Consider the following 21289-nt stretch of genomic DNA (forward strand, 5'->3'; position numbering starts at 1 on the left):
TGGAAGCGTTTTATAATAAAGAAGCAAAAATAAACCAAACAAGTTCAAGGAGGATAAAATGACAGATTGGTTAAATATTGCTGGTAAAACAGTTGTCGTAACAGGGGGGCATCAGGGATTGGGAAAGCAATCGTGGATGAACTATTGGAATTGGGAGTCAATGTTGCCAATTTTGACATTGTGGATAATGGAGAACAGCATGAATATCTCCTATTCCAAAAAGTGGATGTCACATCTCGTGAACAGGTAGAAGCAGCTGTAGTTGCTACTGTAGAACGCTTTGGGACCATTGATGCGGTGGTTAACAATGCTGGTATCAATATTCCTCGACTATTGATAGATCTAAAAGATCCTTATGGAAAATATGAGTTGGACGATGCTACCTTTGATAAAATTATCATGATTAATCAAAAAGGCTTGTACTTGGTCAGCCAAGCAGTGGGCCGTATTTTGGTTGAAAAGAAAAATGGCGTCATTATTAATATGGCATCAGAGGCAGGTCTAGAAGGTTCTGAACGTCAAAGTGCTTACGCAGCAACTAAAGCAGCGGTTTACAGCTACACTCGTTCATGGGCAAAGGAGCTTGGAAAACACAATGTACGTGTAGTCGGAATTGCACCAGGGATTATGGAAGCTACAGGTTTGAGAACGCTTGCATATGAAGAGGCGCTCGGATATACTAGAGGAAAAACAGTTGACGAAATCCGCGCTGGCTATGCCTCAACGAGCACAACTCCGCTCGGGCGAAGTGGAAAATTGAGTGAAGTGGCTGATTTGGTAGCCTATTATATTTCAGATAGAGCCAGTTATATCACAGGAATCACAACAAATGTGGCAGGTGGTAAGACGCGCGGATAAAGTGTTAAAAAAAGGGGGGAGCAGAGTGGCCATCATCAATCGTTGGTATCGAGTCTTAGAGACATTGGTATTGCAGCATCGGGTTAGCTTTGAAGAGATGCGATCTGATTTGAACATCAACTCAGCAACCTTACAAAAGTCTATTGAGCAGTTGAATGAAGTGCTTGACGCCGATCTTCACATCCGGTTTGAACAGAATCAATTGGTATTAGAAGTCTATGACTATGATCGGTTAGAAGAAATTCTGGCAGGTAGCCTCCGTAAGGAAAGTGACTTCAATTCTTCCAGTAAGCGGTCTTCCTATTTGATAAAGCGGCTCATTCAAAGTTCAAGTCCCCTCTTGATTGATGATTTGGCTTATGAAATTGGTGTCAGTCGCACGACCATCAATAAAGATTTGAAACATGTTAAGGATTTGGCCAAGCAATTCAACATAGAAATCAAGTCTCACCTAAAATTCCTAATCAATCGTTTAATTTTCCATGCACAGGCCAGTGATCTTTTTCACGGAGAGATTCAAAGCAAGTATCCTTTGGCATTTGAAATGGCTAAAGTAGCTGCCAGCGTTCTAGAAGAAAAGATTGGTGGAAGAGTTGAATCGTCTGAATTGAGTTATCTTGCTCTCTACTTTGAGATGATTCTGCGGGAAAATAAGCAGGATTGGTCCAATAAGCAGAGAAAAATCGCTGTGGTTTGTACCACAGGGCGTGGAACGGCATGCTGGCAGTTAATACGAGTTTTAGGGCAGGATATTGCCGTTACTCAGTATTCAGAGGAGGAATTTGATCCCTTGGATAGTGATGATTACTTTGCAATCTTTACGACTATTCCCTTGAAATTCAGCGGCAGAAAATCACCAGTTATTCAAATTACCAATTCGTTTGATGATCAATGGTTGCAAAATGAATGGCAGCGAGTTCATCGCTATCATCAAAAAAATCTTGAGACCTTGACCGCAAAGTACATAGGTTTATCAAGCGAAAATTCTTATCAAGCCAATCTGGAAATCATGTCTCGGTCCCTTGAAAAGGAAGGACTGGTCGACAAGGAGTTCTCAAGACGGATTCTTGAGCGGGAGAAAAAGCAATCAACTAATTTTGGAAATGGAATTGGATTCCCCCATACCGTTAATGGACAATCTTCTCAAACAATTTTGATGCTTGGTGTTGTGAATCAGGCGCAGGAAATTAGGGAAGAAGATGTGGAATTTATTTTCTTGGTTGCCATTCCACAAAAAGTTGAACAAGAAGTGGAGTCCGACTTGCTTGAATTGTACAATGATATTTTCCGAATCGCAAGCGATGAAAGCTTAAAAGAAGAATTGCGAAAGATAAAAACAGACTCGGATTTGCGGATGTTGAGTAGAAATAAAGGAGTATTTTAAATGAATTTTATGCTAGTTTTTGGAGCATTTTGTATGGCAGCCTATGCCTTACAGATCGTCTTTGGAATGCAACAACTAAAACATTTTAATACGACCTACAGGGAGATGCGACACCTCGGGCGGGTGGCCATTGGGCGCCGGGCCGGGAAAGTGAAGTCGGGGGACTATTGTAATGTTTGCGGTGGATAAGAATGGTCAGGTTCTTGCTGCTAAGAAGATGCAAGGGGTTACCGTACTGGCTAAGTTCAAAGACACACCAGCTTACTTGACCATTCATCTAGGCGGAGAATTACGCAATAGCCGAGCAAAACAGAAGGCTCAAAACGTAGTAATTGTTTCAGATGACGGAATTGGTATAAAAAAATTGCTGCTAAAGCAGTGTCAACGATATTTAAGCAATTGTCAAATTGAAGCCGTATTTACCCCTGAACAATTTCAGAGCGTGAGAGACCTGATGTCTATTGACATGGTAATCTCCACCATGGATACCTTGGATTCTCCTTTTCCACAGATTGTTATTCACTCCATTTTGAGCGACGAGGATATTATTCGCTTAATCCGTTTTTCAAAGCAAGGACGGTTATCCGAAACATCCAATTTGTCTAGGGAATTGGATAAGGCTATCGCACAATTTGTAAAAGAAGATAGTGAGCGAAATGCCTTAAAGAACAAAATAAAAAAAATAATCCGGTAGGCATTAATGCAAGATATTTTACTTGAACAATAAATTTTTATACTAGTAGTAGACCTCAGCTATTTCTGATAGGCAGAAAGATAGAGCTGGGGATTTTTTGTGTTCAAAAATAATCGATGAGACAAACCATCCATTTTTGAACATAAAAGTGTGTGACACTTGGTCTTTTTTGGAAACGTTTTTAAGGATATACTGTAACTGTAGTAAACTACAAAACAGTAGAATTTCGGAGGAAATATAATGGCTAAAGTACAAGATATTACACGTGAATCATGGATTCTTTCAACTTTCCCAGAGTGGGGAACATGGCTCAATGAAGAGATTGAAGAAGAAGTGGTGCCAGAAGGAAACTTCGCAATGTGGTGGCTTGGAAATTGCGGTGTCTGGGTTAAAACACCTGGCGGTGCAAATATTGTCATGGACCTTTGGTCAGCTCGTGGTAAATCTACCAAAAAAGTGAAAGATATGGTACGCGGACATCAAATGGCCAACATGGCGGGTGTGCGCAAATTGCAACCAAACTTGCGCGTTCAACCAATGGTAATTGATCCATTTGCAATCAATGAACTAGATTACTACTTGGTATCACACTTCCATAGCGATCACATTGATATCAATACTGCAGCAGCGATTATTAACAATCCAAAATTAGACCATGTAAAATTTGTAGGTCCTTATGAATGTGGTGAAATCTGGAAAAAATGGGGTGTTCTTGAAGATCGTATCATGATTGTAAAACCAGGTGATTCTTTCCAACTGAAAGATATGACGGTCCATGCTGTTGAATCATTTGATCGTACTTGCTTGGTAACCCTTCCTGTTGACGTTGCAGATGCTCAAGATGGTGAATTGGCTGGTCTTGCTGTGACGGACGAAGAAATGGCTCGCAAGGCTGTTAACTATGTCTTTGAAACACCTGGTGGAACAATTTACCATGGTGCAGACTCACACTTCTCTAATTACTTCGCAAAACATGGTCGTGACTTTAAGATTGATGTAGCATTGAACAACTATGGTGAAAACCCACTTGGCATTCAAGATAAGATGACATCTATTGACCTTCTTCGTATGGCCGAAAATCTTCGTGCTAAAGTTATTATCCCAGTTCACTACGACATCTGGTCAAACCTTATGGCTTCAACAGATGAAATCCTTCAATTGTGGAACATGCGCAAAGAACGCCTTCAATATGATTTCCATCCATTTATCTGGGAAGTTGGTGGTAAATACACTTACCCACAAGACAAAGATAGAATCGAATATCACCACCCACGTGGCTTCGATGATTGCTTCTTAGAAGATTCAAATATTCAATTCAAAGCATTGTTGTAAAATAAGGTTCAATACCTACACATTTGACGATGTGTGGGTATTTGATTCAGTAAATAGCGAAAATTAAACAATAGAAAACGCTTTATGTTATAATAGATTTATCTCAAAAACAGGAGGAAAGTATGTCAAATCTTTCAGTAAATGCCATTCGCTTTTTAGGCATTGATGCTATTGAAAAAGCAAATTCAGGACACCCGGGAGCAGTGATGGGACAAGCTCCAATGGCTTACAGCCTTTTTACAAATCATATGCGAGTTAACCCTGCACAACCAAATTGGATCAACCGTGACCGTTTTGTACTATCTGCAGGCCATGGATCTATGTTGCTCTACGCTTTATTGCATTTAACGGGCTATGAGGATGTTACTCTTGATGAGTTGAAAAATTTCCGTCAATGGAATTCTAAAACACCCGGGCACCCAGAAGTAGGGCATACAGCTGGTATTGATGCTACAACGGGTCCTCTTGGACAAGGGATTTCAACTGCGGTTGGTTTTGCGCAAGCAGAACGCTTCCTTGCAGCTAAATATAATAAAGAGGGTTACAATCTTTTTGACCACTATACTTAACTTGGATGGACCAACTTCCGAGAGTATTACAGAAAATGTTCGTGCTCGTTACGAAGCTTACAACTGGCACACAGATTTGGTAGAAGATGGTACAGATGTTGATGCGATTAACCAAGCTATTGAGGCGGCTAAAGCGTCTGGTAAACCATCCTTGATTGAAATCAAGACCATTATCGGTCATGGTTCGCCAGCTAAAGCGGGTTCTAACTCTTCACATGGTGCTCCTCTTGGTGCAGACGAAGTCGTTGCTACTCGTGAAAATCTTGGTTGGGAATATGCACCATTTGAAGTTCCAGCAAAAGTATATGCAGATTTCAAAGAACATGTAGCAGATCGTGGTGTCGCAAGTTATGATGCTTGGCTTCAATTGGTAGAAGACTACAAAGCTGCCTATCCAGAATTAGCTGAGGAAGTATCTGCTATCTTGGCTGGTAAAGATCCCGTTGTCATCAAACCAGAAGATTTCCCAGCTATTGAAAATGGCTTTTCACAAGCGACTCGTAATTCTTCACAAGATGCCTTGAACGTAGCTGCTGAAATCATGCCAAACTTCCTTGGTGGATCTGCAGACTTGTCACATTCAAATATGACTTTCATCAAAGGGGAAGGTTTGCAAGACTCTGAACATCCACTTGAACGTAATATTCAATTTGGTGTTCGTGAATTTGCCATGGCAACTATCTTGAATGGTATGGCTCTTCATGGTGGTTTGCGTGTATATGGTGGTACATTCTTAGTCTTCTCAGACTATGCAAAAGCAGCCATGCGTCTTTCTGCAATTCAAGGATTACCTGTGACCTATGTCTACACACATGATTCAATCGCAGTTGGTGAAGATGGTCCAACACATGAGCCAATCGAACATTTGGCAGGACTTCGTGCGATGCCAAACCTCAACGTTATTCGCCCAGCTGATGCGCGTGAAACACAAGCTGCTTGGTATTTGGCGCTTACAAGTGAATCTACCCCAACAGCTTTGATCTTGACTCGTCAAAACTTGACGGTTGAAGAAGGTACTGATTTTGCTAAAGTAGCTAAAGGTGCTTACGTAGTTTATGAAGCAGAAGGGTTTGATACCATTCTCTTGGCATCTGGTTCAGAAGTGAACTTGGCAGTCAAAGCTGCAAAAGAATTAGAAGAGTCTGGTACAAAAGTACGTGTGGTTTCTGTTCCATCAACAGATATTTTTGATGCACAAGATGCTGCCTACAAAGAAGAAATTCTCCCAGCCAATATTCGCCGTCGTGTTGCAATCGAAATGGCAGCGACACAAAGCTGGTATAAGTATGTTGGTTTAGATGGTCAAGTGATCGGTGTTGACCGCTTTGGTGCTTCAGCTCCAGCGCAAACGGTCATTGACAATTATGGCTTCACTGTTGAAAATGTCGTTTCAGTAGTCAATAGCTTATAATAGATTGCCTGACTTTCTTGTGAAGTCAGGCTTTTATGTACAGAGACCAGTAGACCTTTGTCACAAGGAATGGTAAAATAAAGTACATAATAAGGAGTTTTTATATGAAAAATAAAGGAATCACATCAGCTGTAGCTTTACTTGCTATTTTAGCATTGACCGCTTGTTCAAATTGGGGAGGTAAGAAGGAAGACGGGGCTTCTTCTAGCTCATCTAAGATAGAAAAAACTTCTTCTACGGAAGAAACGACTGCTAGCACTGCAATGACTCTAAAGGAATCTACGATCACATACCTTTCTGATGCAGAAATTGAAGCAGTTCAAACTTTGGAAGACTATAAGCAAGCCTTTAGATCACTAATGGACTCTTACGTGGCCGATTTTGATGAGTTAGTCACACAAGTTCCGCCAGTAGCCCAGAAAAATTTGACTCCATATCGTGAGCAACTGGTGCAAATGATGGATGAGCAATATAAGGCTTTAGAAGAACAGTTTGCGACAATCGGCGATGACGATGCCTCTATCCCTGATTCAGTACGTGAGACATTGGTGTCGACATTAAAAGCAGCTCGCGACCAGCTCACACAAGCCATGACAACCATTAGAGAACAAGCAGAGAATCTGATGGAACAATAGTCAAAAAAAAACGACTTTCTGTAGAAGGCCGTTTTTTTATGGCTATTGTTGGATAATGGAGACGATTTGATTTTGTGCAGTTTCCGCTTCAGGCATAGGATAAATCGGATAGACGTGATTCATTTTTTCAGCGACAATCAGCTCATATGGATGTTTACTATCTGCTAATTGCTTTGCAAATTTAGTAATATCTGGATAAAAAATCTCGTGTGTTCCAACAAATAAAGTGATTTTTGGCAAGCCGGCCATATCACCGTAAATAGGGCTGACATAAGGGTGCTTGACATTATGGTCGGACCAGAGTTGACCAACGCGTTCCAATCCCCAAGCTGACAAGATGGGGTCAACAGATTCATATTGTTTGATGTCTGGATTTTCCATTGAGACATCTAACCAAGGAGAAAGCAGGATAATATCTTTTGGCATAGCTGGTTTTTCGGGCTCTTCTTTGAGGGCTAATGCCAAACCAAGAGCTAGCCCGCCTCCAGCAGAATCTCCCATTAAGATTAGATTTTCGGCTTTGGTTTCTTTTAGAGTCTTTTTATAATAATCAACGAGCAAAGGCATGGCCTTATGATAGTGATAAGTTGGAGCCTTAGGATAGATAGGAAGGACGATTTTTGCATCCAATTTTTCCGAAATCTTGCGTAGGGCTGCGATATGATAAGAAGACGGATTGTTTAGATAAGAACCGCCGTGAAGATAAAAGATCACTTTTTGATCGGGTTTCTCATTGTCGTTCCAGGTATAAGCTTGAAATTCTCTAGAAACGTAATCATATTTCAATGGGCCGTTGACATCGCTAGTTGATAGGTAGAAGCCGAGATTGCTTTTTTCGCCAGATGATTTGACATACTGGTCAAAAATAGCTTCATCTTGCTGATCGTAGTAACTTTTATCACCACGTAACCAAAAATATTGTTCAATCAACCAACTTTTCCAAGACTGGCTGTCCGCACATGCCTTTAAGGGAAGGATGCTTACTGATAGAACAAGTCCTGTAAGTAGGATGAGATAGAGTGTTTTCTTTTTCATATGACCTCCGATGACATAATAGTTGTGCTGTTTTGCAGCATCAAAAAAATTTTAGCAAAAAAATGGATCATGTCAATGCCTCTATTATAGGAAACTGTAACAAATATTTGGAAAGAAAATTTGATTGTTTCTGACAAATGTCCTCTTTTTTGGCATAATAGAAGAAAAAAGAAAGCACCATTTCTATTTGCTAGAAGTTGCTGGTGATTTCTTAGAGGAAGTGAGTCTTTGATGAAAAAAGCTGTGCTACGAAAGCAGATGATTGCGCAACTCCAAGCACTAGATAGTACTGAGAAGGTAAGATGGGATAAAGAGCTAACGAAACAAATCCTAGCGTCCTCTGCTTACCAAGAAGCTGGGACTATTGCCACCTTTTTATCTATGGACGTTGAGTTTAATACACAACTGTTGATTGACGCTGCTCTCGCGGATGGGAAACGAGTCCTCGTTCCCAAAACCTTTGGAAAAGGAAGAATGATATTTGTGGAATATGACGCTGCCCAGCTTCAAATAAGTTCCTTTGGTGTTCGCGAGCCCATTTCTGACAAAGAAATTAGCCCGGATCAGATCGATCTCATTCATGTGCCAGGTCTAGCTTGGAATAAGGAGGGGTATCGCATTGGCTTTGGTGGTGGATATTATGATCGCTATCTGAAGGATTTTTCTGGGAGATCGGTGTCGACTATTTATCCTTTTCAGTCGCAGGAGTTTGCGAAAGAAAACTTTGATATTCCAGTAGAAAGTTTCTGTTATTTGTAAAAGCAGAGTTCTTTTTAATGCATAATGAGGAGATTTTTACTGTATTTAGATGGACAAAAGTAATTTGTGAAATTTTGAAATGCATATATATAGGATTGCTATAAGGAGTTTATATGAAAAAGCAATCTTTTGTAGCTGGTTTGCTGGCACTTGTTTTCTTGTTTGTCGGTTTATCAGCGAGTGCGCAAGTTCACGCAGACACACCTCTCTATCGTCTCTACCATACGGGACTCAAAGTTCATCTCTATACCAAAGATTCAAATGAATACGCAGTATTAGCAAAACGTGGTTGGAGCCAAGAAGGAACTGCTTGGACCACTTCAGATAATCAAGGTGATGTCGTTTATCGTCTTTATCACAAAGGTTTGAAAGTTCATTTGTATACGAAAGATGCCAATGAATATACAGTATTGGCAAAGCGTGGTTGGAACCAAGAAGGAACTGCCTTTTATGGAATTGCTGCGCAAAAAACAGCTCAACCAGTTGTTCCTGAACCAGCACAAAATGTTGAAGAACCAATCAAGCCTGAACAACCTGTTCTAGATGGTATGAATCAAGTGGAACCACCAGTAGGACCAAATGGTTTAAAAAATTCAATGGATGAAGAGAATGCTCTCTTTGTACAGGTTATCTATAAAACAACTGACGGGGCACAAATTTTCTCTTATGATAATAAAATGACGGATAAATTGGACTTAGGCTTGCAAATGTATCCTGACAATGTTATTGAATGGGATGTCCCGGAAAACTACCGTGTAACAGAAGCACACCTGCACACATTGGCGATCACTCTGGGATATCTATCAGACAACTAAGCAAAAAGATTTTGTTTTTGAAGTTAGCTTCTCAAAAAAATAATTGAAGAAGAAAAGCCCTGCTGTCAAACTCTTTCTGGAAAAACATCCATTGAAAAAGTTTGAGGCTAGGCTTTTTACGTTTTGTTTTCTATAGTTCGTGCTTTAAGCTGGCGCGTGAGTATAAGGGTACTTGGGATGAGAACGAGGACGCTGCCAATCCAAGCGGCGGGACTAGCAGTAGCTACTCCTGTAAATCCAAAGTATATGAGACCGATAATAGCGACATCTGCTCGCATGATTAACTCCATAAAACCAGCCAAAGTGGGGACAAAACCGTAGCCTAGACCCTGAATAAAGCTGCGTAGAATGAAGAGGATGGACAAAATCCAGTAACAGCAACCGTTGATAATATAGTAGGTCAATACGAGATTTAGTACGGTTGGGCTGGCATTTGCCACAAAGAGTCCTGAGAAGAAACGATTGAACACGATCAGCAGGGTAGCAAAGAAAATGGACCAGAGAATATTGATGATAACTGTTTTCTTCAAGCCTGATAAGATACGTTGATATTGCTTGGCACCATAATTTTGCGCCGTAAAGGTCGAGATAGCTAGTCCTAGATTCATCATAGGAAACATAGCTAATTGGTCTGTTTTACTGGCGATAGATTGCGCAGCAACAGCATCTGTTCCCAGCTTATTGAGCGCGATTTGCAGTGTAATGGTACCCAGAGCGATGATGCTAGCTTGAAAAGCCATAGGAAATCCAAGTCGAGCGTGATTTTTCAGATTTATCTTATCTAGTTTCAAATCGGCTAATCCAACCTGAAAATAAGGAACCTTAAAATGGATGTAAAAAAGAAGATAGAAAACGGAAAATGCTTGCGCGATAATGGTGGCAAGGCCTGCGCCGAAGACTCCCATGTGGAAGTTTAAGATGAAAACAAAATCCAAAATAATGTTGATAAGGCAAGCAATCATCAACGCTATCAAGGGTGTTTTGTAATTTCCTAGAGCACGAATAGCACTGGATAGGTAGTTAAAGAGGATTGTGAAAATCATCCCACCAAATATGGCTAAGAGAAAAACATGTGCATGGTTTAATAGGCGTTCAGGTGTCTGCATGAGAACCAGCATAGAGCGAGAAAAGATCAATGCTAAAATGGAAAGGACTAGGCTGACTGCCATGGAATAAAAGAGTCCATGTACAAAGCTTTTTTTGACGCCTATCTGGTCTCCAGCGCCGAATTTTTGAGAGGTCACAATGGATAATCCCGACGTCAACCCTTGAGCAAATCCGATGATTAAAAAAACCAAACTTCCTGTAGCACCGACACTAGCAAAAGCAGTCTGTCCCAAGGTGTGCCCAACAATCATACTATCGGCAAAATTATAAGCCAGTTGGAAGAAACTTCCAATCAGCAAGGGAGTTGTAAACCACAAAATGATGCGAATGGGACTCCCTTTGGTTAAATCCTGCATGTCTTCTCCTATCTTTTTCCACTATAAATCTCACTACTATTCTAAGAAAACTTGTTTTAAATAGCAAGAGCAAGGTTAGGTTTAGAAAAAAATCATAAATCATGCTATCATACTAGAAAGAAAAAACTTTGAATCAGAAAGTGTACATAAGAAATAAATGAAGCAAGCATTTGATAAACGATTTCTAGCTACAAATGCACTGCTCTCCTTGACGGCAGCAGTCTTTTTTGCAATCCAAATGTTACGTGTTGGTCGTACGACAGACGCCTATACAATTTACGAATTTGGTGGACTTTTGGGCTATGCCATCAAGATGGACCCAAGTCAACTATGGCGCCTAATTTCGCCTATTTTTGTTCACATTGGCTGGGAGCATTTTCTCTTTAATAGTCTGACGCTCTACGTTTTGGGCTATCAGGTGGAGGAGCTTTTTGGTTGGAAGAAATTTCTCGCTATTTATCTCTTGTCTGGAGTGATGGGGAACGCTTTTGTGCTCTATTTTACTCCTGCCGTAGTGACTGCTGGGGCTTCCACGTCGCTCTTTGGGCTTTTTGATCTCATGGCTTTGCTTCGCTATCATGCTAAAAGTCCCCATATCAAGGCTTTGGGCGAGCGATATGTCGGTCTCTTGGTGGTTAATTTGGCGATTAGCTTTTTGACACCCTCTATTAGTCTGACAGGGCATTTGGGTGGTTTGGTCGGTGGCTTGCTCTGTGCTGTCATGATTACTCCACCACATGAAGGTCAGCTCTTTGCAAAATGGCAGAGCTACTTAGCTTGCGCTCTCTATTTTGTTCTCATCGGATTTTTCATTCTTACGATCATAGCATAGAAAAAAGATTGGGTTCCCCAATCTTTTTAGCTTATTTTTCTTTATGTTGTTTACCTTCTAGGCGTTTACCAAGATCAATGATATACTGTTTCAGGTCACCTTTGGTTTGTGGGTGGTTGAGACCATAGTCAATTGAAGTCTTCATATAACCAAATTTATCACCAACATCGTAGCGATTGCCTTTGAATTCACGAGCAAATACGCGCTGTGTTTTGTTGAGTGTATCAATTGCATCTGTCAATTGCACTTCATTTCCTGCTCCTGGTTTTTGATTTTCCAAGATATTGAAGATTTCAGGAGTCAAGAGATAGCGACCAATGATGGCTAAGTCAGATGGGGCATCTTCGGGTGCTGGTTTTTCGACAAATGTCTCAACGCTGTAAAGGCCATTAACACCTTCGCCTTGTGGTGCGACGACACCGTAAGCGGACACTTCTTCGTGAGGAACAGGCATAACTGCGATAGTAGATGCATGGGTTGCTTGGTAGTCCTCAATCAATTGCTGAGTTAATGGTTTTTCCGTACCGTTAATGTCCATAAGGTCGTCACCTAGCATAACGACGAAAGGTTCATTGCCGACAAAAGCCTTGGCTTGTAATACAGCATCGCCTAACCCTTTTGGATGACTCTGACGGATGAAGTGAAGACGAATGCCAGTGGTTTCATCCACTAACTTGAGCAAATCTGTTTTGCCTTTTTCTTTGAGGTTGAATTCCAATTCAAAGTTTGAGTCAAAATGATCTTCGATAGAACGTTTGGATTTACCAGTGACTACTAGGATATCTTCGATACCTGATTTGAGAGCTTCTTCGACGATAAATTGGATAGTTGGTTTGTCTACAATCGGCAGCATCTCTTTAGCGAGAGCTTTAGTAGCAGGAAGGAAACGGGTTCCCAAACCAGCTGCGGGGATAACGGCTTTTCTAACTTTTTTTGTCATATTCTTCTCCATATTTTTTAAGACCATTCATTTTCAGCACGGAATTCACCAGCCATGATACTTTTGATGGCTTCATCCATGCTAGCTCCTTGGTAAATCACGCTGTAAATAGCTTGCGTAATTGGCATATAAACGCCCAATTCTTGTGCTAGTTCGTAGGCTGCCTTGGTAGTCGAAATCCCTTCGATAACCATGCCCATATTGCGTTCGATATCTTCTAACTTTTCACCGCGCCCCAGAGCGTCTCCTGCTCGCCAGTTGCGTGAATGAATAGAAGTTCCGGTGACAATCAAGTCCCCGACTCCTGATAAACCACTGTAGGTCAGAGGATTAGCACCCATTTCGACGCCGAGGCGGGTAATTTCTGTCAAGCCGCGTGCAATGATGGCAGCTTTTGCATTGTCTCCATAACCCAGTCCATGAAGGGCGCCTGCGCCAACTGCGATAATATTTTTGAGAGCACCTGCAGTTTCAACACCGCTGACATCTGTGTTGGTATAAAGGCGGAAGTAGGAATTGCCAAAGAGATTTTGAACGTAGGTTGCTGTTTCCATGGATTTAGAAGCTGCAGAGATAAGGGTGATATCACGCTTAATAGTCTCTTCGGCATGACTTGGTCCTGAAACAACCACAATTTCGCTACGGAGTTGAGCTGGAATTTCTTCTTCCAAGATGGTTGATATACGCTTATGGCTCTTCGGTTCCAGACCTTTAGAAGCGTGCATGATGACCACTTTTTTTGTGAGCACTTGAGCCACTTGTTGAGCCACTAGGCGCGTCACCTTGGTTGGTACTACGAAAAGTATGGCATCTACGCCATCGAGCGTCTCTGCTAAGTCTTTGTAGCCTACAATGTTCTCATCAAGGACAATATCCTTAAAATAACGTTTGTTAGTATGATGTTCGTTGATTTCATCAATTTGTTCTGCTGAATTACCCCAGATACGGACATTATGTCCGTTATCATTGAGTACTTGTGCGAGGGCGGTTCCCCAAGAACCTGGGCCCAAGACAGCAATGGTTTGTTTTGTCATGTTTTCTCCTTTTTGCTGCATTTAACTTATTATACCATAGACGGAGCTGTGCGGGTAAATAAAGACAAGCTTAGCTTATTTAGTTGGGAGCGTTTTCTCATCCAACCAGGGAAAGAAGTGGCAGGTGAAATAGTAAAAAGCTATATTTAGTATTTTTTCTCTATAAAATGGGCATGTTTGAAACAGTTTCGTTCTCAAAGGAATGGACTGTTATCTGATAAAGAAACCTAAAAAAGTTATAGGATTTATATATTAGGCAAGGAAAAAATCTATGATAAAATAGGATTAACACATGGAGATTTGAGATGCGCATAAAGGATTTCAAAGGATGAAGGTCTAGAAAGAAGACAGGAATCGTTCTCGTCTTTTTAATAGGGCTGACGGCAATAGTAATTCTACCAATCTGGTGGTTAGACTAGTTAATGGCCCCCCTCCAAAGCTGTAGTAGATAGCAACAGGATCGTAAAACGATAGTTATCGCTCATCCATTGCATCCATTTTCCCATGACTTTTAAATGAATCACCTGAAGAAGGATGGGCTAGTGCTGATCTTTTTTTATTTTACCGAGAATTTACGAATAAAACAGGAAAGGGTCTTTTTCAGCTTGGTGACTTTCTGTGCCTGATTTCTGTGGTATAATGGAAAGAAATCAAGGAAATGAGGATAGAATGTATGAAAATTCGTGGATTTGAGTTAGTATCTCGTTTTACAGACGAAAACTTGTTGCCCAAGCGGGAAACTGCCCATGCAGCGGGCTATGATTTAAAAGCAGCGGAGCGCGTGGAATTGCTCCCAGGTGAAATTAAGCTAGTGCCAACAGGCAACAAAGCCTACATGCAAGAGACTGAGGTACTCTATCTTTATGACCGTTCGTCCAATCCACGTAAGAAAGGTTTGGTCCTCATCAACTCAGTTGGGGTCATTGATGGTGATTATTATGGCAATGAAGCCAATGAGGGACATATCTTTGCACAAATGAAAAATATTACCGATGAAACGGTTGTTGTGGAAGTCGGCGAGCGCATTGTTCAAGCTGTTTTTGCACCCTTCCTTGTTGCAGATGGTGATGAGGCGACAGGCGAGCGCACAGGCGGTTTTGGCTCTACGGGAAAATAGATGAAGATTCTTTTTGTGCGACATAGTGAGCCAGATTATAGCATGCTAGATGGCAAAAGTACTTACACAGGTTTTGGACGTGACTTGGCTCCCTTGTCGGAAAATGGCAGAGCGATCGCAACTAGAATGGCAAAAGATAATCGTTTATTGCAGGCGCAGGTCATTGTCTCGTCCTCTGTTACAAGAGCCTTGGAAACGGCGGCAACTATTGTCCGTGAAATCCATCTGCCACTCTTGGTTGAGCCCTTCTTTCATGAGTGGAGGCCAGATATGACAGGCCAAAATGCAACTAGAGACGAGGCTATGCAAGCGGTTCAACTATATGAAGATTATAATGGAGAATTGCCGGTTCATTCGCCAGTTTGCTATGAAACTGCTAGTCAAATGAAGGAACGTTTTCTGACAGCGCTCGAACAGTATCGGCACTACGATTGTGTGATCATCGTCTGTCATGGCATGCTCATGCGGCCTTTTGCTCCACTAGAAATGATTGAGTATTGCCAAATTATTGAAGTAGAATTGTAGAGGAAACCATCATCGCTAAGAAAAAATCAACTTTTGTCTGTCAAAATTGTGAATACCATTCACCCAAGTATCTAGGGCGTTGTCCCAATTGCGGTGCTTGGTCTAGCTTTGTCGAAGAAGTAGAAGTGGCCGAGGTCAAAAACGAGCGAATTAGTCTAACAGGGGAAAAGACGCGCCCGATGAAGCTGAATGAAGTGTCTTCTATTCAGGTTGCACGGACCAAGACCAATATGGACGAATTTAACCGAGTGCTTGGCGGTGGTGTGGTTCCAGGAAGCCTCGTTTTGATCGGCGGTGACCCTGGCATCGGGAAATCTACTTTACTCTTACAAGTCTCCACCCAGCTATCTACTATCGGCACCGTGCTCTATGTATCTGGGGAAGAATCTGCTCAGCAAATCAAGCTGCGCGCCGAGCGCTTGGGCGACATTGACAGCGAGTTTTGTCTCTATGCAGAGACCAATATGCAGAGCATCCGTACCGAGATTGAGAAAATTAAGCCTGATTTTCTGGTTATTGACTCCATCCAAACCATTATGAGTCCAGAAATTTCCAGTGTTCAAGGTTCTGTCAGTCAGGTCCGTGAAGTGACCAATGAATTCATGCAGATTGCCAAGACCAATAATATTGCCACCTTTATCGTCGGCCACATGACCAAAGAAGGTACGCTGGCTGGACCGCGTACTCTGGAGCATATGGTGGACACCGTTCTTTACTTTGAAGGCGAACGCCAGCACACCTTCCGTATTTTGCGAGCAGTCAAAAATCGCTTTGGCTCTACCAATGAAATCGGCATTTTTGAAATGCAGTCTCAGGGTCTAGTTGAAGTGACCAATCCTAGCGAAGTTTTCTTGGAAGAACGGCTAGACGGTGCGACAGGATCTGCCATCGTCGTGACCATGGAGGGAACGCGTCCTATCCTAGCTGAAGTACAGGCTTTGGTCACGCCAACCATGTTTGGTAATGCTAAGCGAACAACGACGGGACTTGATTTTAACCGTGCCAGTCTGATCATGGCTGTGCTGGAAAAACGAGCAGGTCTTCTCTTACAAAATCAAGATGCTTATCTCAAATCAGCTGGAGGCGTCCGCTTGGACGAACCAGCTATTGACCTAGCAGTCGCTGTCGCTATCGCGTCCAGCTACAAGGATAAGCCGACCAATCCTCAAGAGTGCTTCATCGGCGAAATCGGCTTGACGGGGGAAATCCGCCGTGTCAACCGCATTGAGCAACGAATCAATGAAGCAGCAAAACTAGGCTTTACGAAAGTCTACGTACCCAAAAATTCTTTGACAGGTATTCAGGTGCCTACGGGCATCCAGGTCATTGGTGTCACCACGCTAGGAGAGGTTCTGCAGAAGGTTTTTGCATAAGAAAAAATGGAATTCCAAACGGAGTTCCACTTTATTGTGTTATTTTCGTCGCTCTCTTCTTTTTTACTAGGAGACTCAAAGTCTGAAGCCTCTTTTTCATTAGCATGAACCGTTTCGTTATCCGTTTCCTTGACAATAAACTTAGGGTCGTGCAGTTTGACTGGGTCAACATCTAGTTGTTGGTGGACAGCATCATTTTTGTCGGCATAATTAAAACTTGCGCCATTTACAATTCCATTTTCGTTCGTATCCTCGGGATCTATTTTGTTGAGAAATTTACCGTTTTCAGATAGGTTAAATTCTGCATGGAAATGTAGGACGACTTTGAAATTATTTTGCGAAATATCATCTGCGTATTGCGCTTCTTGGTCCGATTTTTTGCCATTGTCGATTGTTGCAAGTTTATTGTGAAGTCGGGAGGATTCATTCAAATTATAATCATCCTCTTTTAAAGTTGCTAAGTATTTAGCCAGCGCTGTTCGATCGTCTTCTTGAGCAGATCGGAAATTATCTCGGACCCATTGTACTTGTTGAGCAGAAATGAGGTAGCGTAGCTGGTGGGTTTGCTTTTGAAGTTTGCCGTCGTGGGCTAATGTTCCTAGGGGAAAGGCTGCCTGAACCGTATCTGCTAAATCTTGCCAAAAAGGGTCAATAGGAGATAATTGGGGAGAGAAGGCTCTTAATAAATGCTCTATTTCTTTTGGATCCTGCACTAACTTCTTAGGAAAGTGTATATAATTCATAAGAACTTGTAACCGATTTTGAGCTGCAAGTGGGCTCACATCCTCCATATCAGCGTTCCACAAGTCCATAAAACCTGATTGTCCGATTAGAAGTGTATCTTCATAGGCTTCTTGAAGCTTCTGAGCCATAGGCTCTTGGTTATCCGATATATCTCCTAAAGTCTCCAAATAGCCTTTTTGGATTGTTGTTTTACTCCAGCCCATTTTATCAAGACGCTCAATGTCCTCAAGCACCTGACGTCTGATGCTCCGCTTTTCCCGCCAACTACTTGCCTTATAGCCGGGAGATTGTCCAACGGTTTTCTCAAAAATTGGCAGAAAATCCTCGTGCTGTTGAGTATATTGATTTTCTTGGTAGAAGAAAAATAGCAGAGCTCCAAGCCCAATGGTGAGGAATGCTCCAATCATATATTTTTTCATAATCGTCCTAATTCTTTCGTGAAAACTACGGTTGTTATAGCATAGTTCGGCTGAAACACTCGCGAAGCAGTTCGAAAAGACAAAATCTATTAAAAATGATACAATATGCAACATCATAATAGTTTGTATTTCGAATAAAGAAGGAGTTCCCATGTCCTATTTCAAGAATTTTATGAAAGCCAATCGAGCCTATGTGGACCTTCATGGTACCCATCATCTGCCACTTAGACCGAAGACAAAAGTAGCTATTGTGACCTGCATGGATTCTCGTCTACATGTGGCGCAGGCGCTAGGACTAGCACTTGGTGATGCTCATATCTTGCGAAATGCTGGTGGACGGATCACCGATGATATGTTGCGATCCTTGGTGATTTCTCAGCAGCAATTAGGAACACGGGAAATTGTCGTTTTGCATCATACGGACTGTGGCGCTCAGACCTTTACAAATGAGGGATTTGCCCAGCAGTTGGCCCGTGATTTGGGCGTGGATGTAGCTGGTCAGGATTTTCTCCCTTTTACAGATGTAGAAGAAAGCGTGCGTGAGGACATGGCGATTTTGCGGCAGTCTCCTCTTATGTCAAAAAAATATATAAAACAAGAGTTTGGAACTGACTTTTGTCCCGAACTCTTTTTTAGTCTTTTCTTGACGATAGCAGAGCTTGGTGCTATATTTGTATTAATCATGTGGTACAAAAAAGAAAGTGAGGATGTATCATGAAAGAATACCGAATCAAGCAAAAATTTTTGTCCTTAAATGGGACCTTTGATATCGCAGATGAATTGGGACTGCCAGTCTATCATGTAGAAGGTTCATTTTTGAAATGGTTTAAAGAATTTACAGTGACCGATAGTTTAGGAAAAGAAGTTTCATCCATCAAGCATCGATTTTCTTTTCTCTTGCCTGAGTTTGAAGTGACCATGGCGAGTGGGGAGACCTTTACGTTACTGAAGGAGTTTACTTTTTTTAAGGATAAGTATAGCATCAATAATCTGGGACTTGAAATCAACGGTGACTGGTGGGATATGAATTTCACTTTGTCGAAAAATGGTCGAACAATCGCACAAATTCATCAAGAATGGTTGCGTTTAGCCTCTACCTATCAGGGACAAGTCTTGGAAGATGACTATGCAGATTTGGTTGTTACCTTAGTCATCGCTATTGACTATGTCAAGCAGATGGAAGCAGCAGCAAATAACGGATAAGGAGAAACACATGGATAATCGAATGAAATACACTATTGACAGCAATATGCAATTTCCGCTGGTTGAGATTGATTTGGAGGCTGGGGAATCTATCTATTTTCTGCAAATCGTATATCATCAGTATCTGTGAATCGCTTGCTGTTTTTATCTTGCTCAATCATCATTTTCAATGGTTGCGCGTAGGGACAGGGACCTTGATTGTAGCCAGTCTTCTCATTTATATCGGAGTGCGGATGCTGTTTAAAAAAGAGAGAAGATTCAACTTCTATCGCAGTGCTAAAACAGAGAAAAGGTTATTTGGCAAGGCAAGTGACTCCGATATGGGAAAGGTTAAATCATCCAATTCTGATACAGTTTTTGGTGGTAGTACGTGCTATATTGATACCCCTTTTACTGATGTCAGTGGTGATACATTCTTTTCTGCTAGTTCTGTTTATTTTACGGCCGATAGCATGTTGGGGGACAAAGCTACTTATTCTGGTGATACCGTCTTTTCAACTTTAAAACTCTATGTTCCAAAGACTTGGGCTGTTCGCATCACAGGTGATACGGTAATGAGTTCCATCAAGGCCAATCCAAGTGGTGCGCAGACGGACAAGTTACTAGAGGTAACAGGTGATTTTGTCTTTAGCCGCTTAGAGGTTCATTGTTTATAAGTAAAGAAGGAGCAAACATGCTCTTTCTTTAAGAAAAACAAAAATCTGAACATTCAGACAAAATGTAAAAATCATGAAAAAAGTATTAACCAATAAAATTTACATGACCTTATTTGCAAGCGATATGCTATCAAACTTTGGCGATGTCCTTTATTATTTGGCACTTATGACTTACATTCTTCAGTTGCCAAATGCTAAGCTGGCTATTGCTATCGTTAGTGTTTCTGAAACCTTGCCGATATTAACCGGATTTGTCATGGGCTACTTTGCCGATCAGACGACGGATAAAGTTGGGACCATTCTCCAGACTCCTGTATTTCGTGTCCTACTTTATTTATTGGTTGGTTTGGTGATGGGTTTTGCGCCTAGTTTGTGGGTTGTCATCATCGTTTCTCTGATGAATTTTCTCTCCGACTTGGCTGGTCAATATGAAAATGGCCTTTATACGCCATTGAGCTTGCGGATTATCTCCGACGGCGAACGAGAAACCAGTTATTCTTTTCGCCAAGCAGTGAGTTCTTCCTTTGCATTGGTTTTCAATCGGCTGGTGCGCTTTTGGTCAGTATCATGAGCTATCAAGCTTTAGCTTTTGTCAATGCGGGGATCTTTGCCATCAGTCTGGGCTTTCTCCTGTTTATCAAGCCGAAGCTTCTCCAGCTTTTGGAGGAACGGCCTATTCAGGTGTCAGGACAAAGAGAACAACCTCTCCTCAAAGATATGTGGCGAAACCTCAAAACCGCTATTCACGAATGTATCAAGATTCCAGAAATCAAATTTTGCATGGTCGTTGCCCCTGTCGTTAACGGTCTTCTCAATGTGATGTCCATTATCATTGCGGTGATGATGACTCAAGATTCACGATTTGTCATTGTCAATCCGACCACGACCTTGGCGGTCATCGGTCTATTTCATCTTGTTGGTGGAATCGTTGGTAGTATTCTTGCTATGACTTTGTTAAAACGGCCTTCCATCATGACCGTTGTTCGTCTGTTAACACTGTTTGTCTCTGGTCTCTTTTTCTTCTTTTATCAACACCATATTTACGGAGTTGGGCTGATGTTACTGATTCTTATGATGATAGCGGCTGTCATCAGTCCAAAGTTGAATGCGCTCATTCTGAATACCTTACCAGAGGAACAACTGGCCTTGCTTAGTAGTGGAATCGGTACCTATTTTCAATTGGGAACTATCCTTTTGCTTCAGGTTTGATTTTGATTGTACCGATTGATTTGATTAGCTTGACGGCTCTTAGCCTGAGTTTTATTTTAGTTTTTTATACATTTATTGTAAATCGCGAACATTGATCAAAAAAATATCCTAAATTAAGGTTAAAAGTTGTTTACAAATTGGATATAAAATGCTAGACTATTTCAATCAAGGGAATTTCCCGAACAAAATAAAAGACTTATTTATGTTGAGAATTGGCTCAGCGTTTCTACAAGACACCGGAATGTCTAACAATAAGTGAGCATGGAGCTTGCTTGTGGTGTA

General features: G+C 41.5%; 19 protein-coding genes, 6 pseudogenes and 1 riboswitch. Of the genes and pseudogenes, 20 read left to right on the forward strand and 5 right to left on the reverse strand.

Annotation, left to right across the window (positions count from 1 at the left end):
• Positions 1 to 58 precede the first annotated feature (58 nt).
• The 8 genes and pseudogenes from AEX56_RS06030 to AEX56_RS06060 all read left to right on the forward strand — a co-directional run bounded on the left by AEX56_RS06030 (position 59) and on the right by AEX56_RS06060 (position 6883).
• Positions 59 to 858 (forward strand): annotated as a pseudogene (locus tag AEX56_RS06030) (SDR family oxidoreductase).
• Positions 859 to 883: 25 nt separating this feature from the next.
• Positions 884 to 2242, forward strand: a complete 1359-nt coding sequence (locus AEX56_RS06035) for a PTS sugar transporter subunit IIA (protein ID WP_049618347.1) — start codon at positions 884 to 886, stop codon at positions 2240 to 2242.
• A pseudogene (locus tag AEX56_RS09390) lies at positions 2243 to 2510 on the forward strand (transcriptional regulator GutM); the annotation flags it as partial.
• Positions 2493 to 2936: pseudogene (locus AEX56_RS09060) on the forward strand (BglG family transcription antiterminator); the annotation flags it as partial. The pseudogenes AEX56_RS09390 and AEX56_RS09060, both read left to right, overlap by 18 nt.
• A gap of 240 nt (positions 2937 to 3176) precedes the next feature.
• On the forward strand, positions 3177 to 4268 hold the full coding sequence (gene ulaG, locus AEX56_RS06050; protein WP_049618348.1) for an L-ascorbate 6-phosphate lactonase: 1092 nt from the start codon (positions 3177 to 3179) through the stop codon (positions 4266 to 4268).
• Between the two features lie 122 nt (positions 4269 to 4390).
• Positions 4391 to 5219 (forward strand): annotated as a pseudogene (locus tag AEX56_RS09065) (transketolase); the annotation flags it as partial.
• Positions 5220 to 5378: 159 nt separating this feature from the next.
• Entirely contained in the window at positions 5379 to 6248 is an 870-nt protein-coding gene (locus tag AEX56_RS09070) for a transketolase-like TK C-terminal-containing protein (RefSeq protein ID WP_236683025.1), read from the forward strand.
• A 104-nt stretch (positions 6249 to 6352) separates the two neighbouring features.
• Positions 6353 to 6883: a hypothetical protein gene (locus AEX56_RS06060; protein WP_049618349.1), complete on the forward strand. Its 531-nt coding sequence runs from the start codon at positions 6353 to 6355 to the stop codon at positions 6881 to 6883.
• A gap of 42 nt (positions 6884 to 6925) precedes the next feature.
• On the opposite strand, the gene AEX56_RS06065 is transcribed toward AEX56_RS06060, so the two are convergent.
• The gene (locus AEX56_RS06065) at positions 6926 to 7918 is read right to left on the reverse strand and encodes an alpha/beta hydrolase fold domain-containing protein (protein ID WP_049618350.1); all 993 of its coding nucleotides are present in this window, start codon (positions 7916 to 7918) and stop codon (positions 6926 to 6928) included.
• Positions 7919 to 8149: 231 nt separating this feature from the next.
• Here AEX56_RS06065 and AEX56_RS06070 point away from each other — a divergent pair, with 231 nt between their 5' ends.
• Both AEX56_RS06070 and AEX56_RS08695 read left to right on the forward strand, forming a co-directional pair.
• Positions 8150 to 8677: a 5-formyltetrahydrofolate cyclo-ligase gene (locus AEX56_RS06070; RefSeq protein WP_049618351.1), complete on the forward strand. Its 528-nt coding sequence runs from the start codon at positions 8150 to 8152 to the stop codon at positions 8675 to 8677.
• Between the two features lie 113 nt (positions 8678 to 8790).
• Complete coding sequence (locus AEX56_RS08695; RefSeq protein WP_053093947.1) at positions 8791 to 9492, forward strand: hypothetical protein; 702 nt, start codon at positions 8791 to 8793, stop codon at positions 9490 to 9492.
• Positions 9493 to 9608: 116 nt separating this feature from the next.
• On the opposite strand, the gene AEX56_RS06080 is transcribed toward AEX56_RS08695, so the two are convergent.
• Complete coding sequence (locus tag AEX56_RS06080) at positions 9609 to 10955, reverse strand: MATE family efflux transporter (protein WP_049618352.1); 1347 nt, start codon at positions 10953 to 10955, stop codon at positions 9609 to 9611.
• Positions 10956 to 11112: 157 nt separating this feature from the next.
• On the opposite strand from AEX56_RS06080, the gene AEX56_RS06085 reads away from it, so the two are divergent.
• Positions 11113 to 11787: a rhomboid family intramembrane serine protease gene (locus AEX56_RS06085; protein ID WP_049618353.1), complete on the forward strand. Its 675-nt coding sequence runs from the start codon at positions 11113 to 11115 to the stop codon at positions 11785 to 11787.
• Between the two features lie 31 nt (positions 11788 to 11818).
• Here the strand turns inward: AEX56_RS06085 and galU are convergent, their stop codons facing one another.
• Together galU and AEX56_RS06095 are read right to left on the reverse strand one after the other, a co-directional pair.
• A complete protein-coding gene (gene galU, locus AEX56_RS06090; protein ID WP_049618354.1) occupies positions 11819 to 12727 on the reverse strand; it encodes a UTP--glucose-1-phosphate uridylyltransferase GalU in 909 nt (302 codons plus the stop codon).
• A gap of 17 nt (positions 12728 to 12744) precedes the next feature.
• A complete protein-coding gene (locus AEX56_RS06095; protein WP_049618355.1) occupies positions 12745 to 13761 on the reverse strand; it encodes an NAD(P)H-dependent glycerol-3-phosphate dehydrogenase in 1017 nt (338 codons plus the stop codon).
• A 673-nt stretch (positions 13762 to 14434) separates the two neighbouring features.
• Between AEX56_RS06095 and AEX56_RS06100 the strand changes: the two genes are divergently transcribed.
• Genes AEX56_RS06100 through radA form a run of 3 tightly spaced genes read left to right on the forward strand, consistent with a single transcriptional unit; the run spans position 14435 to position 16776 of the window.
• The gene (locus AEX56_RS06100) at positions 14435 to 14878 is read left to right on the forward strand and encodes a dUTP diphosphatase (RefSeq protein ID WP_049618356.1); all 444 of its coding nucleotides are present in this window, start codon (positions 14435 to 14437) and stop codon (positions 14876 to 14878) included.
• Positions 14879 to 15403: a histidine phosphatase family protein gene (locus AEX56_RS06105; RefSeq protein ID WP_049618357.1), complete on the forward strand. Its 525-nt coding sequence runs from the start codon at positions 14879 to 14881 to the stop codon at positions 15401 to 15403. It begins immediately after the preceding gene.
• Positions 15397 to 16776: a DNA repair protein RadA gene (gene radA, locus AEX56_RS06110; protein ID WP_082326195.1), complete on the forward strand. Its 1380-nt coding sequence runs from the start codon at positions 15397 to 15399 to the stop codon at positions 16774 to 16776. The genes AEX56_RS06105 and radA overlap by 7 nt, the downstream gene beginning before the upstream one ends.
• Here radA and AEX56_RS06115 read toward each other — a convergent pair.
• On the reverse strand, positions 16704 to 17939 hold the full coding sequence (locus AEX56_RS06115; protein WP_160315179.1) for a DUF3114 domain-containing protein: 1236 nt from the start codon (positions 17937 to 17939) through the stop codon (positions 16704 to 16706). The two genes, radA and AEX56_RS06115, sit on opposite strands and share 73 nt — an antisense overlap.
• A 151-nt stretch (positions 17940 to 18090) precedes the next feature.
• Here AEX56_RS06115 and AEX56_RS06120 point away from each other — a divergent pair.
• The 6 genes and pseudogenes from AEX56_RS06120 to AEX56_RS09080 form a co-directional block, all read left to right on the forward strand.
• Positions 18091 to 18516 (forward strand): annotated as a pseudogene (locus AEX56_RS06120) (beta-class carbonic anhydrase); the annotation flags it as partial.
• A 137-nt stretch (positions 18517 to 18653) separates the two neighbouring features.
• The gene (locus AEX56_RS06125; RefSeq protein WP_049618359.1) at positions 18654 to 19142 is read left to right on the forward strand and encodes an LURP-one-related/scramblase family protein; all 489 of its coding nucleotides are present in this window, start codon (positions 18654 to 18656) and stop codon (positions 19140 to 19142) included.
• Positions 19143 to 19152: 10 nt separating this feature from the next.
• Positions 19153 to 19260: pseudogene (locus tag AEX56_RS08475) on the forward strand (TIGR00266 family protein); the annotation flags it as partial.
• 31 nt (positions 19261 to 19291) lie between these two features.
• Positions 19292 to 19798 (forward strand): hypothetical protein, encoded by a 507-nt coding sequence (locus tag AEX56_RS06130; protein ID WP_131542220.1) that lies wholly within the window; start codon positions 19292 to 19294, stop codon positions 19796 to 19798.
• A 73-nt stretch (positions 19799 to 19871) separates the two neighbouring features.
• Positions 19872 to 20369, forward strand: a complete 498-nt coding sequence (locus tag AEX56_RS09075; RefSeq protein WP_236683013.1) for a hypothetical protein — start codon at positions 19872 to 19874, stop codon at positions 20367 to 20369.
• Positions 20366 to 21007 (forward strand): hypothetical protein, encoded by a 642-nt coding sequence (locus AEX56_RS09080; protein ID WP_236683014.1) that lies wholly within the window; start codon positions 20366 to 20368, stop codon positions 21005 to 21007. The genes AEX56_RS09075 and AEX56_RS09080 overlap by 4 nt, the downstream gene beginning before the upstream one ends.
• Before the next feature lie 176 nt (positions 21008 to 21183).
• A riboswitch (purine riboswitch) is annotated at positions 21184 to 21279 on the forward strand.
• Positions 21280 to 21289: the final 10 nt, after the last annotated feature.

This window comes from Streptococcus sp. X13SY08 (genome assembly GCF_001182825.2).
GTDB lineage: Bacteria > Bacillota > Bacilli > Lactobacillales > Streptococcaceae > Streptococcus.

Bases quoted from the DNA above. Each gene is read 5' to 3' on its own strand.
- ulaG (WP_049618348.1), top strand. From the start codon at position 3,177: ATGGCTAAAGTACAAGATATTACACGTGAATCATGGATTCTTTCAACT.
- AEX56_RS09070 (WP_236683025.1), top strand. From the start codon at position 5,379: ATGCCAAACTTCCTTGGTGGATCTGCAGACTTGTCACATTCAAATATG.
- AEX56_RS06060 (WP_049618349.1), top strand. From the start codon at position 6,353: ATGAAAAATAAAGGAATCACATCAGCTGTAGCTTTACTTGCTATTTTA.
- AEX56_RS06065 (WP_049618350.1), bottom strand. From the start codon at position 7,918: ATGAAAAAGAAAACACTCTATCTCATCCTACTTACAGGACTTGTTCTA.
- AEX56_RS06070 (WP_049618351.1), top strand. From the start codon at position 8,150: ATGAAAAAAGCTGTGCTACGAAAGCAGATGATTGCGCAACTCCAAGCA.
- AEX56_RS08695 (WP_053093947.1), top strand. From the start codon at position 8,791: ATGAAAAAGCAATCTTTTGTAGCTGGTTTGCTGGCACTTGTTTTCTTG.
- AEX56_RS06080 (WP_049618352.1), bottom strand. From the start codon at position 10,955: ATGCAGGATTTAACCAAAGGGAGTCCCATTCGCATCATTTTGTGGTTT.
- AEX56_RS06085 (WP_049618353.1), top strand. From the start codon at position 11,113: ATGAAGCAAGCATTTGATAAACGATTTCTAGCTACAAATGCACTGCTC.
- galU (WP_049618354.1), bottom strand. From the start codon at position 12,727: ATGACAAAAAAAGTTAGAAAAGCCGTTATCCCCGCAGCTGGTTTGGGA.
- AEX56_RS06095 (WP_049618355.1), bottom strand. From the start codon at position 13,761: ATGACAAAACAAACCATTGCTGTCTTGGGCCCAGGTTCTTGGGGAACC.
- AEX56_RS06100 (WP_049618356.1), top strand. From the start codon at position 14,435: ATGAAAATTCGTGGATTTGAGTTAGTATCTCGTTTTACAGACGAAAAC.
- AEX56_RS06105 (WP_049618357.1), top strand. From the start codon at position 14,879: ATGAAGATTCTTTTTGTGCGACATAGTGAGCCAGATTATAGCATGCTA.
- AEX56_RS06115 (WP_160315179.1), bottom strand. From the start codon at position 17,939: ATGAAAAAATATATGATTGGAGCATTCCTCACCATTGGGCTTGGAGCT.
- AEX56_RS06125 (WP_049618359.1), top strand. From the start codon at position 18,654: ATGAAAGAATACCGAATCAAGCAAAAATTTTTGTCCTTAAATGGGACC.
- AEX56_RS09075 (WP_236683013.1), top strand. From the start codon at position 19,872: ATGAAAAAAGTATTAACCAATAAAATTTACATGACCTTATTTGCAAGC.
- AEX56_RS09080 (WP_236683014.1), top strand. From the start codon at position 20,366: ATGAGCTATCAAGCTTTAGCTTTTGTCAATGCGGGGATCTTTGCCATC.